The organism is Nocardia yamanashiensis (genome assembly GCF_021183565.1).
In the GTDB taxonomy this organism is placed as follows: domain Bacteria; phylum Actinomycetota; class Actinomycetes; order Mycobacteriales; family Mycobacteriaceae; genus Nocardia; species Nocardia yamanashiensis.
Genome location: NZ_CP089226.1, coordinates 4,319,255 through 4,335,016, shown reverse-complemented (window position 1 = coordinate 4,335,016; position 15,762 = coordinate 4,319,255). Strand labels below are relative to the sequence as shown.

9 protein-coding genes are annotated in these 15,762 nt (G+C 69.4%); 3 read left to right on the top strand and 6 right to left on the bottom strand.

The genetic code is table 11. The features are described from left to right. Positions 1 to 142 precede the first annotated feature (142 nt). The 3 genes from LTV02_RS20545 to LTV02_RS20535 form a co-directional block, all read right to left on the bottom strand. The gene (locus LTV02_RS20545) at positions 143 to 1,306 is read right to left on the bottom strand and encodes a ferredoxin reductase (RefSeq protein ID WP_233032990.1); all 1,164 of its coding nucleotides are present in this window, start codon (positions 1,304 to 1,306) and stop codon (positions 143 to 145) included. Positions 1,307 to 1,442: 136 nt separating this feature from the next. Further along, positions 1,443 to 1,958 (bottom strand): DUF6912 family protein, encoded by a 516-nt coding sequence (locus LTV02_RS20540; RefSeq protein WP_174567234.1) that lies wholly within the window; start codon positions 1,956 to 1,958, stop codon positions 1,443 to 1,445. Between the two features lie 43 nt (positions 1,959 to 2,001). Beyond that, positions 2,002 to 3,423, bottom strand: a complete 1,422-nt coding sequence (locus tag LTV02_RS20535; protein WP_233032988.1) for a WS/DGAT/MGAT family O-acyltransferase — start codon at positions 3,421 to 3,423, stop codon at positions 2,002 to 2,004. A 381-nt stretch (positions 3,424 to 3,804) separates the two neighbouring features. Between LTV02_RS20535 and secA the strand changes: the two genes are divergently transcribed. Beyond that, positions 3,805 to 6,639, top strand: a complete 2,835-nt coding sequence (gene secA / locus LTV02_RS20530) for a preprotein translocase subunit SecA (protein WP_233032986.1) — start codon at positions 3,805 to 3,807, stop codon at positions 6,637 to 6,639. Positions 6,640 to 6,981: 342 nt separating this feature from the next. Then, entirely contained in the window at positions 6,982 to 10,155 is a 3,174-nt protein-coding gene (locus tag LTV02_RS39285; RefSeq protein WP_269821541.1) for a helix-turn-helix transcriptional regulator, read from the top strand. 19 nt (positions 10,156 to 10,174) lie between these two features. Here the strand turns inward: LTV02_RS39285 and LTV02_RS20515 are convergent, their stop codons facing one another. Then, entirely contained in the window at positions 10,175 to 10,492 is a 318-nt protein-coding gene (locus tag LTV02_RS20515) for a hypothetical protein (RefSeq protein ID WP_067720334.1), read from the bottom strand. Between the two features lie 584 nt (positions 10,493 to 11,076). Here LTV02_RS20515 and LTV02_RS39280 point away from each other — a divergent pair. Continuing rightward, complete coding sequence (locus tag LTV02_RS39280) at positions 11,077 to 14,148, top strand: helix-turn-helix transcriptional regulator (RefSeq protein ID WP_269821540.1); 3,072 nt, start codon at positions 11,077 to 11,079, stop codon at positions 14,146 to 14,148. Positions 14,149 to 14,217: 69 nt separating this feature from the next. On the opposite strand, the gene LTV02_RS20495 is transcribed toward LTV02_RS39280, so the two are convergent. Continuing rightward, positions 14,218 to 14,814, bottom strand: a complete 597-nt coding sequence (locus LTV02_RS20495) for a DUF4352 domain-containing protein (RefSeq protein WP_233032984.1) — start codon at positions 14,812 to 14,814, stop codon at positions 14,218 to 14,220. Between the two features lie 256 nt (positions 14,815 to 15,070). Further along, positions 15,071 to 15,697, bottom strand: coding sequence for a nitroreductase family deazaflavin-dependent oxidoreductase (locus LTV02_RS20490; protein ID WP_233032982.1), 627 nt, complete (start codon positions 15,695 to 15,697; stop codon positions 15,071 to 15,073). Positions 15,698 to 15,762 lie beyond the last annotated feature (65 nt).

Genomic DNA, 15,762 nt, shown 5'->3' with positions numbered 1-15,762 from the left:
TCCGTGGGTTTATCCGCCTCACACCGCTGCGCGGGTCCGCGGCTCCGGCGCCTCCCGTGGAGGCACGAACGGAGCCGCGTCAGGCTCGACTGCTATCGAGGGTAGCTGTTCCCGGGCCCTTCGTCCGCAGTCGGTCCGCGCGTCACACCTCGAGGGTGCAGTCGCCCGCCGCGGCCGAAATGCAGGTCTGCACTTTTTCGCCCGCCCGCTTCTCGTTACCGTTGCGCAGATCGCGCACATGACCGTCGGTGATGGTCACCACACAGGTCTGGCAGATGCCCATCCGGCAGCCGAACGGCATCTGCACGCCGGCGCCTTCACCGGCCTGTAGCAGCGTGGTCGCGCCGTCCACCTCGACGGTGCGGCCGGTCTTGGCGAAGGTGACCTTGCCGCCCTCGCCGCTGGCGTTGCGTTCGATCTCGAACCGCTCCACATGCAGCTTGTTCTCGATACCCGCAGCCGCCCAATGCTTCTCGATCTCGTCGAGCATGCCCAGCGGACCGCAGGCCCAGGTCTCGCGCTCGCGCCAATCCGGTACCACCTCGTCCAGATCGCCCAGCGCGAACTTGCCGTTCTCGCCGGTGAGATGCAGGTGGGCGGTGAAACTCGGGTGCTTGTCGTGCATTTCGCGCAGTTCGTCGCCGAACATGACATCGTCCGGGGTGCGCGCGGAGTGCACGTGCATGACATCCGGGACGCCGTCGCGGCGATCCATGGTGCGCAGCATGGCCATCACCGGCGTGATGCCCGAACCCGCGGTCAGGAACAGCACCTTGGCCGGGGGCGGCTCCGGCAGTACGAACCCGCCGGCCGGCGCGGCCAGGCGCACGATGGCGCCCACCGGAACCCCGCTGACCAGGTGGCTGGACAGGAAACCCTCCGGCATCGCCTTCACCGCGATGGAGATGAGCCGCTTGCCCTTGTGCCCGGGATCGGTCCAATCCGGCGGGCAGGTCAGCGAATACGAGCGCCAGTGCCAGCGGCCGTCCACCAGCACGCCGATGCCGATGTACTGGCCGGGCGCGAACTTGAAGTCGAAGCCCCAGCCCGGCTTGATCACCAGGGTGGCCGAGTCGGTGGTCTCCTTGCGCACCTCCACGATCCGGCCGCGCAACTCGCGCGCCGACCACAGCGGGTTCACCAGATGCAGATAGTCGTCCGGCAACAGCGGAGTGGTGATCCGCGCCGCGGCGCCGCGCAGCGTGTCCAGCGGTGTGCGGCCCGCGGTCGAACCGCCGTCGGCCACCGGGGCCTCGAGCCATTCCCGCAGCCCTCGCACGGAGAAGCCCCCACTTTTCGATGCCATGTTCTGGAATGCTTTCCTGTCGTCGTGTGCGCTGGTGAGCGCGACCTGAACCATCCGTGGGCGTCGTCGCCGCCGGTGGTCACAGCAAGGTTACGCTACCGTAGGTTACGGCGCTGCGACCGGACAGGAAAGACCTTCAGAGCAGGTCCAGCAGGAACGGGAGTTCCTGGGTGGCGTACCAGGCCAGCTGGTGGTCCTCGGCGTCGCCGAGCACGAACTCGGCGTCCGGATCGCCCAGATCGGCGGCGTCGATGATCTCGACCGCCTTGGACACCTCGGATTCGGCCTCGGCCAGATCCACGTGCACCGAGGCGATGCGGTCGTAGGCGATCGGCCCGGCCAGCTTCACCACCGCGTCGTCGAGATCCGGGCGCAGGGTCGCGCCGGTGACATCGGCGGCGATGACCGCGCGCCGGAAGATCGGCCCCTGTGCGGGTGCCGCCGCGTCCCCGGCGTCCTCGCCGCCCAGATCCGCCGAGGCCTGCTCCTCGGCCAGCAGCCGCAGCGAGGCCCGCGCGGCCTCGGCCATCGCGACCTCGGCGAGTTCCTCGTCGTCCCCGGAGGCGTACGCCTCGCGCAGCGCCGGCGTCACCGCGAACGCGGTGTTCCCGATCGCCTGGATCTCCCGGTCCGCGACCAGCTCCCGCAGCATCGGGACGGTGGCCGGGACATAGACCCGCAGCTTGGCGGACGACTCACTGGACGCAGGCACCGAGCATCTCCTCCATCGACTCGTGCACCGAAGCGGTCAGCACCGCGATATCGGCCATGGCGTCGCGATCGGCGTTGAGCCCGTAGAAGACTCGCCCGTCATAGGACGTGAGCCCGATGCTCAGAGCTTGAAAGCGCAGCAATGGCGACACCGGGTACATCTCCAGCATCCGCGCGCCGCCGATGTACATGGGCTGCTGCGGACCCGGCGCGTTGGTGATCACCAGATTGAACGTGTGCTCTGCAAAAGTACTCGCAGACCGCACGCTCATGGCATGCAGGCTCGCCGGAGCGAATCCGGCCATGTGCACCAGGGTGCGCGCCCGCACCCCGCGCTGATGCCGCACGTGCGCCTCGGTGGCGTGCTTGATGTGCGACATGCGGATCACCGGATTCGGCTCGCCCACAGGCAGATCCACCACCAGCGAGGTCACCTCGCCGGCCGGTTTCAGCTCCCCGTTGGGCCCGTCCGCGTACACCGACATGGGCACGATGGCCCGCAGCGCGTCGGCCTCGGTGAGGACCTGGCCACGCGAGAGCAACCAGTTCCGCAGCGCGCCGGTGACCACCGCCAGGATGACGTCGTTGATGGAGCAGTCGAAGCGTTTGCGGATCTTGCGGTAGTCCTCCAGATCCGTGCGCACCACCTCGAAGCGGCGATTGCGCGAGGTGCGGATGTTCAGCGGGCTGTCCGGTGCGCCGAGCGCGGCGGCCCGCAGCATCGACACCATCTTGCGGACCGCCTTGCCGGTGGCGTCGATCAGCGCGAACGCCTCCGCGCTGTGATGCCGCGCCACGTCCAGGGCCTCACGCGGCTGGGTGGCCAGGTGCAGGATCGCGCCGATCAGCAGTTCCACGTCGGCCGGTTCCCGATGCGGCATCCAGGCGTCGTCGGCCACCTCGCGGGGCGCGGCCGAGGTGTCCAGGATCACGTGCCCGATCTCCAGCGCGGAATCGCCGTCCACCAGCGCCGAATGCGTCTTGGTGAAGATGGCGCAGCGCCCGCCGGAGAGCCCCTCGACGAAGTACATCTCCCAGAGCGGGCGGGTGTTGTCCAGCGGCCGCGACGCCAGCCGCGCGACCAGGTCCAGCAATTGATCGTCGGTGCCCGGAGCGGGCAGCGCCGAACGCCGGATGTGATAGGTGATGTCGAAGTTCGCGTCGTCCACCCAGACCGGGCGGCCCAGATCGAACGGGATCTCGCGCACCTTGTTCCGATACCGCGGCACCAGTGGCAGCCGCGCCTCGACGAGCGCGAGCAACCGTTCGTAGTCCAGGGGCGCGTGTCCGGAATTCCCGCCCGGGGCGGGATTGCGCAGAATGGCGAGCGAACCGATGTGCATCGGATTACTGCTCGATTCCAGTCGATAGAACGACGCGTCCTGCGGCGTCAGTCTGGTGATCACGCTGCCCGCTACTCCCTTGATTCTCCGCATCGAGCCCGCATTCGTCCCCTGCCAGGCATCGACGCCCCCGTCCAGGTGTGCGGGCGCAAGCTTCCACACGACGGGCCGTCTACATCCTACGTCAGGGGTCTCGAATCAGCCTCGGCAGCAAAACGATTCACTGACGGATTACCGCAGCTCATCGATACCATCCGGAAGGAACGACGCTCGCCGCCGCGCCCCGCCCGGCCGGGGACCCCGCCCGCGCCCCGGCCGCCGCACTCGCACTTCAACGCCTACGATGGGGCTCGCATTACCATGGCAGTGGTTGCGTGCCTGCGCGCTGAACCTTCCCGCCATGGCGGGGGCCAATGACACACCGACCAGAGGACTACAAGACCCGTGCCTGCGCTGACGTTTTCGAGGTTGCTACGGATTGGTGAGGGTCGCACCGTCAAGCGGCTTGCGAACCTGGCCGACGAGGTCATCGCCCTGGATGAGGAGTTCACCGCCCTCACCGACGCCGAACTGCAGGCCAAGACCGACGAGTTCAAGCAGCGTTACGCGGATGGGGAGTCCCTCGACGAACTGCTGCTCGAGGCCTTCGCCACCGCCCGCGAGGCGTCCTGGCGCGTGCTCAACCAGAAGCACTACAAGGTGCAGATCATGGGCGGCGCGGCGCTGCACATCGGCAATGTGTCGGAGATGAAGACCGGTGAGGGCAAGACCCTGACCTGTGTGCTCCCGGCCTACCTGAACGCCATCTCCGGCGAAGGCGTGCACGTCGTCACGGTCAACGACTACCTGGCCAAGCGCGACGCCGAGTGGATGGGCCGCGTGCACCGCTTCCTCGGGCTCGAGGTCGGCGTGATCCTGGGCGGCATGACCCCGGCCGAGCGCCGCGTGGCCTACGCCGCCGACATCACCTACGGCACCAACAACGAGTTCGGCTTCGACTACCTGCGCGACAATATGACGCACTCGCTGGACGATCTGGTGCAGCGCGGGCACAACTTCGCCATCGTGGACGAGGTCGACTCCATCCTCATCGACGAGGCTCGTACCCCGCTGATCATCTCGGGTCCGGCCGACGCCTCCTCGAAGTGGTACGCCGAATTCGCGCGCATCGCGCCGCTGCTGAAGAAGGACCTGCACTACGAGGTCGACATCAAGAAGCGCACCATCGGCGTGCACGAGGCCGGCGTGGAATTCGTCGAGGACCAGCTGGGCATCGACAACCTGTACGAGGCCGCGAACTCGCCGCTGGTCAGCTACCTGAACAACGCGGTGAAGGCCAAGGAGCTCTACACCCGCGACAAGGATTACATCGTCCGCGACGGCGAAGTGATCATCGTCGACGAGTTCACCGGTCGTATTCTCGTGGGCCGCCGCTACAACGAGGGCATGCACCAGGCCATCGAGGCCAAAGAGGGCGTGGAGATCCAGCCGGAGAACCAGACCCTGGCGACCATCACGCTGCAGAACTACTTCCGCCTCTACGACAAGCTGTCCGGTATGACCGGTACCGCCGAGACCGAGGCGGCCGAGCTGCATCAGACCTACGACCTCGGCGTGGTCCCGATCCCGACCAACAAGCCGATGGTCCGCGTCGACCAGTCCGACCTCATCTACAAGACCGAAGAGGCCAAGTACTCCGCCGTCGCCGACGATATCGCCGAACGGCACGAGAAGGGCCAGCCGGTGCTGGTCGGCACCACCTCGGTCGAGCGCTCGGAGTACCTGTCCAAGCTGCTGACCAAGCGCGGCATCGCGCACTCGGTGCTGAACGCCAAGTTCCACGAGCAGGAAGCGCAGATCGTCGCCGAGGCCGGCCGGCCGGGCGCGGTCACCGTCGCCACCAATATGGCCGGTCGCGGTACCGATATCGTGCTGGGCGGCAACCCGGACATCATCGCCGACCTGCTGCTGCGCCGGCAGGGCCTGGATCCGGTGGAGACGCCGGTCGAGTACGAGGCCCAGTGGCACACCGCGCTGGAACGGGTGAAGGAGCAGACCGAGGCGGACGCCGAGGCGGTGCGTGAGGCCGGCGGCCTCTACGTGCTGGGCACCGAACGCCACGAATCGCGGCGCATCGACAACCAGCTGCGCGGTCGTTCCGGCCGGCAGGGCGACCCGGGCGAATCCCGGTTCTACCTGTCGCTGGGTGACGAGCTGATGCGGCGCTTCAACGGCGCGGCGCTGGAATCGATCATGACGCGGCTGAACCTGCCCGACGATGTGCCGATCGAGGCCAAGATGGTCTCGCGCGCCATCAAGTCCGCGCAGACCCAGGTCGAGCAGCAGAACTTCGAGATCCGCAAGAACGTTCTGAAGTACGACGAGGTCATGAACCAGCAGCGCAAGGTGATCTACGCCGAGCGCGCCCGCATCCTCGAAGGCGAGGATATGGAGGGCCAGGTGCAGGAGATGATCACCGACGTGATCACCGCCTACGTCAATGGCGCCACCGCCGAGGGCTATGTCGAGGACTGGGATCTGGCCAAGCTGTGGGGCGCGCTGAAGACGCTGTACCCCATCGGCATCGACTACAAGGACCTCACCGGCGAGAACGTCGACGGCGAGGTGGGCGACCTGTCCCGCGAGGAACTCCTGGAAGCCGTTCTCGACGACGCGCACGGCGCCTACGAGGCCCGCGAAGCCGAGATCGACGGGCTGGCCGGCGAGGGCAGCATGCGCAATCTGGAACGCCAGATCCTGCTGTCGGTGCTGGACCGCAAGTGGCGCGAGCACCTCTACGAGATGGACTACCTCAAGGAAGGCATCGGCCTGCGGGCCATGGCGCAGCGCGACCCGCTGGTCGAATACCAGCGCGAGGGCTTCGACATGTTCTCCGCCATGCTCGAGGGCCTGAAGGAAGAGTCGGTCGGGTTCCTGTTCAACCTCCAGGTCGAGGTGCAGGCGCCGCAGCCCGCCGGGGTGCAGGTCGCGCCCGGGCTGCAGTCGCCGGTCGGGAACCGCCCGCTGCCCACCCAGCAGGCCGCGCCGCAGGGCAATGGCGCGCCGGCCGCGCTGCGGGCCAAGGGCATCGACGACTCGGGTCCGCGCGGGCTGTCCTACTCCGGTCCGGCCGGACCGGACGAAGGCGGGCGCGCGGCCGTGCACAGCGACGCCGAGGAATACGGCGACGGTGACGGCGGCACCCGGCGGGAGCGCCGGGAAGCGGCGCGCGCGCAGGGCAAGCAGGACCGGGCGCCGAAGTCCAAGCGGCGGCGCTGAATTCGGTGACCACATGATGTGAACGCAGCGCCCCGGGTGGGAACACCCGGGGCGCTTGCGTTTTCGGCGCGAATTCGCGAAATGGTCTGCGAAGGGCGGGATATCGAGATGCCACCCCCGCTGTGGCATCTCGATCCGCGGGGAATTTCCCGGCGTTCGGGCGGACCGGGTTTGCGCCGCGAGGGATGCTAGGGGATGGCTGGCTTGCGGAAATCGGTCATCGAATCGGCTGGTCGGCGGAATGTGTTCGTCCTGGAACGCGGTTCGTTACATGTGATTTCCTGCATAGGGGTTGGTGTTGACGAATTTGATTGCCGGTAATTAACCGGCAATACTTCGGGCGTGCTAAACGAGGGGTTGGGGATGTACGGCCGGGAACTTGAACAACGACATATCGAGCGGGCGCTGGAAACGGCCCGCACCGGCCGCTGCGCCACCCTCGCCCTGTACGGCGAATCCGGGATCGGAAAATCCGCCCTGCTGCGCGACGCCGTCACCCGGGCCGCGGGGTTCCAGCTTCTCGAATGCCATGGTCGCGCCGCCGAATCGCCCTTCCCCTACGCCGCCCTCCATGAACTCCTGCTGCCCTTGACCGGGGCGACGGCCGGTCTGCCCGAGCCGCAGGCGCACGCCCTGGCGCGCGCGTTCGGCCGGGAATCCGGTCCCGCCGACGGCTTTCTGGTCGGCGCGGCGCTGGTCACCCTGCTCTCGGAAATGGCGGCCACCGCTCCGGTGCTGCTGATCGTCGACGATGCCCACCTGCTGGACGCCGCCAGCGTGCACGCGCTGTTGTTCGCCCTGCGCCGGCTCGCGGCCGCACCGGTCGCACTGCTGTGCGCCCTGCGCGAGGACCCCGCCGGCACGGCGTGGCATCGGCTGCCCGCGCTCGAGCTGACCGGTCTCGCCGAACCGGAAGCCCGCCGCCTGCTGGCCGAGCGCTGCGGCGCGGTCGGCGCGTTGCGCGCGGCTCGCATCCTGGCCGCCGCCGCGGGCAATCCGCTGGCCCTGCACGAATTGCCGATCAGCGCGGAGGAATTCGCCGGCACCGCCCGCGGTCCGGTGCCCGTCGGCCCCCGCCTGCGCCGCGCCTTCGCCGACCGTCTGGCCGCGCTCCCCGATCCCGTCCGCACCCTCCTCGTCGCCGTGGCCGCCGAGGACACCGGCGCCCTCTGCACGGTCAGCCGTGCCGCCACCGCCCTCGGCCTCCCCGAAACCGCCTGGGAACAAGCCGAATCCGCCGCCCTGCTCACCGTCGGCGACGGCCGCGTAGACATGCGCGACCGCCTCCTCTGCGCCGCCGCCTACGACGCCGCCACCCCCGACCAGCGCCGCACCATCCACCGCGCCCTGGCCGCCGCCGCCACCCACCCCGAGCATCGCCACTGGCACGAGGCCGCCGCCCTCGACGCCCCCCACGAACCCACCGCCGCCGCCCTCACCCACACCGCCCACCAACTCGGCGGCACCCCGGCCGCCCTCCTGGGACCATTCCGCGACACCCCCAACGCGTCCACCAGGCCCGAGCCGGAAGATGAATCGCCGCACCCGGAGACTCGATCCCTACCCGGCGCAGCCGCCGGCTCGCGGATGGAATCGGCGCGCGACGGCCACAACGCGGCCTCCTGGCCCGAGCCGAACACGGCAGATGAATTGCCGCATTCGGAGACTCGATCGCGGCCAGGCCCAGCTGTCGGCTCGCGGAGCAACCCGCTGCCGGACGGCAGTCACTCGCGGTCGGATGGCGGCTACCTGCTGTCGAATAGTGGCCAGTCGCAGCCGGATGGCAGCTACTCGCTGTTGGATGGCGGACACTCGCGGGCGGATGGTGGCCATTCACTGTTGGGCGGCTGTCACTCGCAGCCGGATGACGGCCGCACTGAGTCGGAGGGCGGATACTCCCAGGTGGACGGCGGTTCGGCTCGGTTGGATACCGGGGCGGACCTGGATGCCGGTGGGGCGGGGGGTGCGGCTGCGTCGATGTTGTGTGGGGGGTTCGGGGAGGTTGAAGGGCGGTTGTCGGTGGGGTCGTTGGGGGCGGCGGCGTTGTTGCGGCGGGCGGCGGCTATTACGCCGGATGCGGGGGATGCGGGGGAGCGGTTGGCTACGGCGGCTCGGTTCGCTTGGGGCGGTGGGGATATCGAGTCGGCGCGGCGGTTGCTGGAGCGGGCGGGGGAGCGGATCGGGGCGGATCGGGTGGCGGCCGCGAGTGGGGGCATGGCGGGATTGCTGGAATTCGTTGCGGGGGAACCGGAACGGGCGGGGGCGCTGTTGTTGCGGGATGCGGCGGTGATCGGCGGGGGCTTGGGGGAGAGTCTGCGGGAGATGGCGGAGCGGGCGCGCTGGGCGGCAGGGCTCGAGGACGCGCATCCGGCGCCCGCGGGGGCCGACGTGTTCCGGACGGCGCCGCACCTGAATACCGCGGTGCATCAATTGCCGCCCGCGCCTTTGGTTTTGCTGTGGGGGCTGGCGGATGCGGCGCTGGAACCGTACACCGCGGCGGCCGCGCATCTGCGCGGAGTGTCGCGGTCCGCGGCGCTGCTCATGTTGCCGCAGTTGGCGATCGTGCAATTCGCTACCGGGCGCTGGGATTCCGCGACGGCGACCGTGGCGGAGGGCCTGGAACTGGCGCGGCCCAGTGATGCCGGCAATGTGCTGGCGCAATGCTTGAACATGCAGGCGAAAATCGCTTCGCTGCGCGGAGATTCGGAGACCGCGCTGGACAATCTCGATCGGGCGCTGGCGCTGGCGCGTCCGGTGCGCTCGCACGCGCTGATCGCGTCCTCGCATTGGCATCTCGGCTTCCACGCCCTCTCGGCCGGCGATCCCGAGACCGCGTACCTGCGCCTGCGCACGCTCGCGCAGCCCGGGCACGACGCCCGCCACACCACCTACGCGCGGCTGGCCGCCCTCGACATGGTGGAGGCCGCCTTCCGGGTCGGCCGGCTCACCGACGCCACCGAGTACTACGAGACCATCCGCGACTGGGCGATCCGCTCCCGCGCCGACTGGGCCGTCGCCACCGCGCACGCCTGCCGCGCGCTGCTGAGCCCGGATCAGCAGGCGGAGTATCACTTCCGCCGGGCGCTGGCGCAGCGGCGCACCCGCCACGATCTCTCGCACGCCCGCATCCGGCTGCTCTACGGCAAGTGGCTGCGCCGGGCCCGCCGGCGCGGTGACGCCGCCGAGCAGCTGGTGGCCGCGCGGGAAGCGTTCGGGTACATGGGCGCGACGCCGTGGGTGGAACGCGCCCAGCAGGAACTCGACCTGACCGGCCGCCGCCCCGCCCCCACCACCGGCCACAGCACCGATTCGGTGCTCACCGCCCAGGAATTGCGGGTGGCCCGGCTGGCCGCGCAGGGGCTGACCAACCGGGCCATCGGCGCGGAACTGGTGCTGAGCCCGCGCACCGTGGGCCATCACCTGTCCCGGATCTTCGGCAAGCTGGGTCTGGCCGGGCGCGCCGAACTCGCCGACATCGACTTCGACAACGGGCTGCGGATCGTCCGCCCGCGTTGAGTGGCAAGGGTTTCCGGCGTCAGTCGAGTTGCACGGATTCGCCCCAATAGCGCGGATCCCAATTGATCAGAATCATGCCCGCCACACTGCCCGCGCACGGACCGCAGGAATTCACGTGGATGTGGCTGTCCACATCGGTGTCGCCGTCGAGCATGGCGCGGGTGGAAAGCCAGACGGCGCGCAGATAAAGCACCGCGTCCCGTCCGCAGCGCACGCATTCGGGCAGTGGCTGCCCGTCGTCGTTGCGGCCGACGCGCACTTCGGGCGTCACCGGGGCGCCGGGGCCGAGATCGTCGTCTAGGAGCGGCGAAAAATCATTGCGCTCATGGTCTTCCACGCCGGAAGGCTAGCGATTTCCGGCGGCGAGCGCATCCCGGGCGAACTTCACCGGCGCCGGCGGTGGCGGGGACGGCCGGAGGGTGCCGTCGCGGTCGGGGCCGCCGGGGCCGCGCGGGTCATGCGCACCGATAACTCCCCGGTGTTCCGGGTGACTCGGCGGCTCGAATTCCCGGGCCGGAATGGTCTTTGTGTGCTTCTTTCGGAGTCGCCGCGGACTTAATTGCGATCAGCGGACTTTCCGGTCCGGCATTTGGGATCGAAATAGAAGACTTCGTGGTGAAGGGTTCGCGGACCAGGCTCGGATACGGCGGCGTATCCCACTGTGGTCGACGGCTCGCCGACTTGCCGTGGGCCGAGAATCTGCCCAGGTGGAGACAGGTTTGTCCACCAATAGGTTTGCGCCGTGACATGGTGGGTAACGATGTAGAGGAAAGCCTGATCAGCCCGTACATCACCCTCGCCGACGGCTATATCGGTCACTGTATCGGTCGGTCTGATGTGACCGACATGTGATATTCACGTGATATCTATTTGACCAGGATGAACTGGGGCGAGGGAATTGATTGCCAGCCGATTGCCGAGGTGATCGGGGCAGGGCATGAACACGGCCTGCTCGGACGGGGAGCCGAGCAGACCGACACGGAACAGCTGCTGACCGCGGCGCACGCCGGTCGCGGCGGCGCCCAGGTGCTGTGGGGCGACCCCGGTATCGGCCGCACCGCGTTGCTGCGCGATATCGCACACCGTGCCACCGGCTTCCGCACCCTCACCTGCAATGGCGCCGCGGCCGAAGCCGGGCTGCCCTACGCGGCCCTGCACGAACTCCTGCTACCCCTCGAAAACCGCCTCCACACCCTCCCCGAACCGCAGGCCGCCGCGCTCGGCGCCGCGCTGGGACTGCACGGTCACGACGGGTCGGCGGCCGCTCCGGACCGCGATTCCGATGCGCCGCCGGACCTTTCCCCGCGCCGAGATCCCGGTGCGGCGGACGGCTTCCTGGTCGGCGCCGCACTGGTCACCCTGCTGCCCGCGACCGCCGCCGCGCGCCCGCTGCTGCTGATCGTCGACGACGCGCATTTCATCGACCGCGCCACCGCACAAGCCCTCGTCTTCGCCGTCCGCCGCCTCGCCGCCAGCCCGGTCGTCCTGTTCGTCACCCTCCCCGACGACCCGGCGGGCACCGCCTGGGAAGCCCTGCCCGCGCATCGGCTGCGCACCCTGTCCGCCCCGGACGCTCGCTTGTTGCTGGCTCGTCGCGGCGGCGCTCGCGGAGCCGCTCGTACCGCCCGCGCCCTGGCTGTTGCCGCCGGCAACCCGCTGGCGCTCCGCGAACTTCCAGTGGACGCCGAGGAATTCGCCGGCATCGCCTGGGGTCCGGTCCCGCTCGGCCCGCGCCTGCGCTCGGCCTTCGCGCCCCGCCTGGCGGCTCTCCCCGCCACCCTGCGCACCCTGCTGGCCCTGGCCGCCGCCGAGGACCGCGGCATCATCGCCACCGTCACCACCGCCGCCACCGCGCTCGGCGTCACCGCCGCCGACTGGGAGCAGGCGCTCACCACCGGCCTGCTCGCGCTCGGGGACGGCCGCGTCGAACAACGTCACCGCCTGCTCTGCAATGCCGCCTATGACGCCCTCCCGCGTGCCCGGCGCCGTGCCATCCACCAGGCCCTCGCCGCCGCCCTGACCATTCCCGCCGCACCGTCGGGCAGTGGCTCCCCGAACGGCAGCCCGGAGGACACCGCCACAGTTTCCGAAGGTCGCGCCGATTCCGGCGACCGGCCGGGCGTTTCCGCTGTCGTTCCGGGCGGCCTCGGTGGGCCGGGTGGCGCAGTGGGGTTCACCGCTGTGTCCGGCGGTCGAGGTGATTCGGGTGGCGCGGCGGGGTTGACCGCTGTGCCCGGCGGTCGAGGCGATTCGGGTGGCGCGCCGGGGTTCACCACTGTGCCCGGCGGTCGAAGTGATTCGGGTGGCGCGGCGGGGTTCACCATTTCGCCCGCCGGTCGGGGCGATTCGAGTGAGGTGCCGAAGAGCGCTTCGCACGGCGGGCTCGAAAGCGTTGTGGATCTGCGGAATTGGCACAGCTCCATGGCCACGGACGGGCCGGATGGAGAGCTGGCGGACGCACTCGCGGCCGGGGCCGAGCGGGTGCGGGCGCGGTACGGTCCGGCGGCCGCGGCGGCGGTGCTGCGGCGGGCGGCGGCCATCACCCCGGATTCCGATGCGGCCGGGGTGCGGTTGTCGCTGGCGGCGCGGTTCGCTTGGGACAGTGGGGATATCGAATCGGCGCGGCGGTTGCTGGCGCTGGCGGCGACGCGGACCTCGGCGGCGCGGGTGGCGGCGGCCGGGGGCGGGCTGGCCGGCATGCTGGAGTTGATCACGGGCGATATGGCGCGGGCGGGCACCATGCTGCTGCGCGATACCGCGGTGGTGGATGCGGAGACGGCGGCCCAATTGCGTTTGCTGGCAGCGCGATCGCGCTGGGCGACCGGTGCGGACGACCTGGAACCGATCACCGGTCAGCTCGAAATCGCGTATACGGCAATGCATCCCGCCGTGGCGGCTCGACTGCTGCCGCCCGCCGCGCAGGTCATGGCCTGGGGGCTGGCGGATCGGGCGGTGGAGTCCTACACCCGGGTGGCGGCGCAATTGCAGGTGACGGGCGCGCACACCGGTGCGATCGGACTGCTCCCGCAACTCGCCATCCTGCAACTCGCCACCGGCCGCTGGGAGGCCGGAAAGTCCACGCTCGCCGAGGCTTTCGACCTGGCCCGCGCCGGTGACACCGACAATGTCCTGGCTCAATGCTGGACGATCCGCGCCCGCCTGGCCGCCCTGCGCGGCAATGCCGCCGATGTCGCCGAGAGCGCGGAGAACGCCCAGCTGCTGGCTCGCCCGCGCAATGCTACCTTCCTGATCGCCGCCTCCTACTGGCACCAGGGCTTCCACGCCCTCACCGTCGGCGACCCCGAGACCGCCCATCTGCGCCTGCGGGCCCTGGTCACCGCCGGCCACGAGGCCCGCCACCCCACCCTGGCCCGGCTGGCCGCCGTCGACCTGGTCGAAGCCGCCACCCGCGCCGGCCGTTTCGACGAGGCCGCCGACTACACCGACCTGATCCGCGCCTGGGCCCTGCGCACCCGCACCCCCTGGGCCATCGCCGCCGCCTACACCTGCAGCGCCCTGCTCAGCGAGGACGACCGCGCCGACCATTGCTACCGCCGCGCCCTGGCCGTCGACGCCACCGGCCACCACACCTTCGCCCGCGCCCGCATCCAGCTCCTCTACGGCAAATGGCTCCGCCGCGCCCGCCGCCGCCGCGACGCCGCCGAACAACTCCGCACCGCCGCCGAAGCCTTCGACCTGATGGACGCCGCCCCCTGGTCCGACAACGCCCGCCGCGAACTGGAACTCACCGTCCCCCGCCCCAAAACCCCTGCCGCCCTGGGCGACAGCCCCCTCACCATGCAAGAACTCAAGGTCGCCCAGCTGGCCGCCCAAGGCATGACCAACCGCGAAATCGGCGCCGAACTCATCCTCAGCCCCCGCACCGTAGGCCACCACCTGTCCCGCATCTTCGAAAAACTAGGCCTCAGCGGCCGCGGCGAACTGGCCCGAGTCGACTTCGACAACGGCCTCCGAATCATCCGCCCCCGCTGAAACCCACGGCGCGGCAGGCGTATTCACGCTGCCGCACCGCTTCCCCGGGTATATCCGCCGGCTGCCGGCCTATTTGACCGCTACCCGCGCTCCACCGGAGAACATCGAGTCATGGAATTCGATCGCCGCCGGCGAAGTCCCCTTGGGCACATCGAAAACCAGTACCACCGACAGCTTGTTCCCCGGATTTATCGCGGCGACCAGATCTTTGTTGACGTTCATCTCCGCCGCCGTGTCGTTGGTGAACAACCGCCCCTGATCATCGACCAGCTTCTGATTGTCACCGAAGTAGGTCTGCGCCGAATTCCCGGTATTCCGGACATCGACGTAAACCAGCACGAACTCCCCTTGCGCGTCCTTACGTAAAAACTCGTTGTCCCCCAACGTATTCACCGGCGGATCGACGCGCGTGACCAGGAACCCGAACTTCCCGTCCCGCACCTCCGTCCCGGCCGCCGCCGCGGTGGTCCGCTTCTCCTCCTGTTTGCCGGCCTCACCGGCGATCCCGCTGATCAGCGCGGCACACCCGCCGAACAGCAGCACCACGCAGGCGAGAAACCCACCCAGCACCCACGGCCACACGGCCCGTTTCTGCTGCGGCGGTGGATAATTCGGGACCGGAGGTTGACCGTTGGGCCAGGATTGCGGCATCTGCGGATTGCTCATGACGTGGAAATTCCCTTGCGTAGCCGGAGTGATTACCGCCGATTCATCAATTCGTGCGGCATATTCGACATCGTTCGACAGGCAATGCGTCGAGTAAGCGTCCGGCGATTTCCGGCCGGTGCGGCTGTGTACGAACGATGTATGGCTCTGCTACGAGGAAGCGTTACACAGAAAAATTGCGATCGGACAAATCGGTTGAACCGCTTGCCGATCGCCGCAGGGGGACACGGCGCCGGGCGCCCCTGGGCGAGCCGGATCAGGCTCGGGTGAGTTCGAACAGGCGGAAGCGGCGGTCGCCGGCGAGGCGTTGTTCCATGGCGTAGCCGGGCCAGAAGGTGAGGGCGCGTTGCCAGGCGCGTTCGCGGTCTATGCCGGTGAGCTGGCGGACGTTGACCGTGAAGTGTTCGCCGTTCACGTGGAGTTCGGCGTGGTCGGCGGTGGTGAGGTTGGCCGACCAGGAGGGGTGGCGGTGCTGGCCCCAGTTGGAGCCGATGAGCAGGAAGACCTTGTTGTCTTCCAGGTCGGGGACGTAGAGGAGGGTGACCGTGCGGGGAAGGCCGGTGCGGCGGCCGTTGACCGTCAGCTGGAGGGCGGGCAGGCCGGCCAGGTCCAGAACTCCCTTGCGGCCCTTGGTGAGCCGGCGGGTCACTTTTTCCAGTGCGACCACGGCGGGGGCGGTGCGCATGACTATCGGGCGGCGGGCCAGCGCCCGTCCGATGCTGGGGAGGGGGTTCCAGCGCGCGTGCTCACCGGGGCGGGCGGCCGACGGCCGCCGGGACCTGCGTTTACGCAGCCGCTCACGGAGCGGAATTCGTTTCCGTGGCAGTGGGTAATCGGGAGGCGAGAAATCGCGAGCCGGAACGTCCGGCACTTCGGCGTCCATGTACGCCAGACTAGACCGGAGTCTCATTATTCGCAGGATGAATCGCCGCCCGAAGCGGAAGCGGT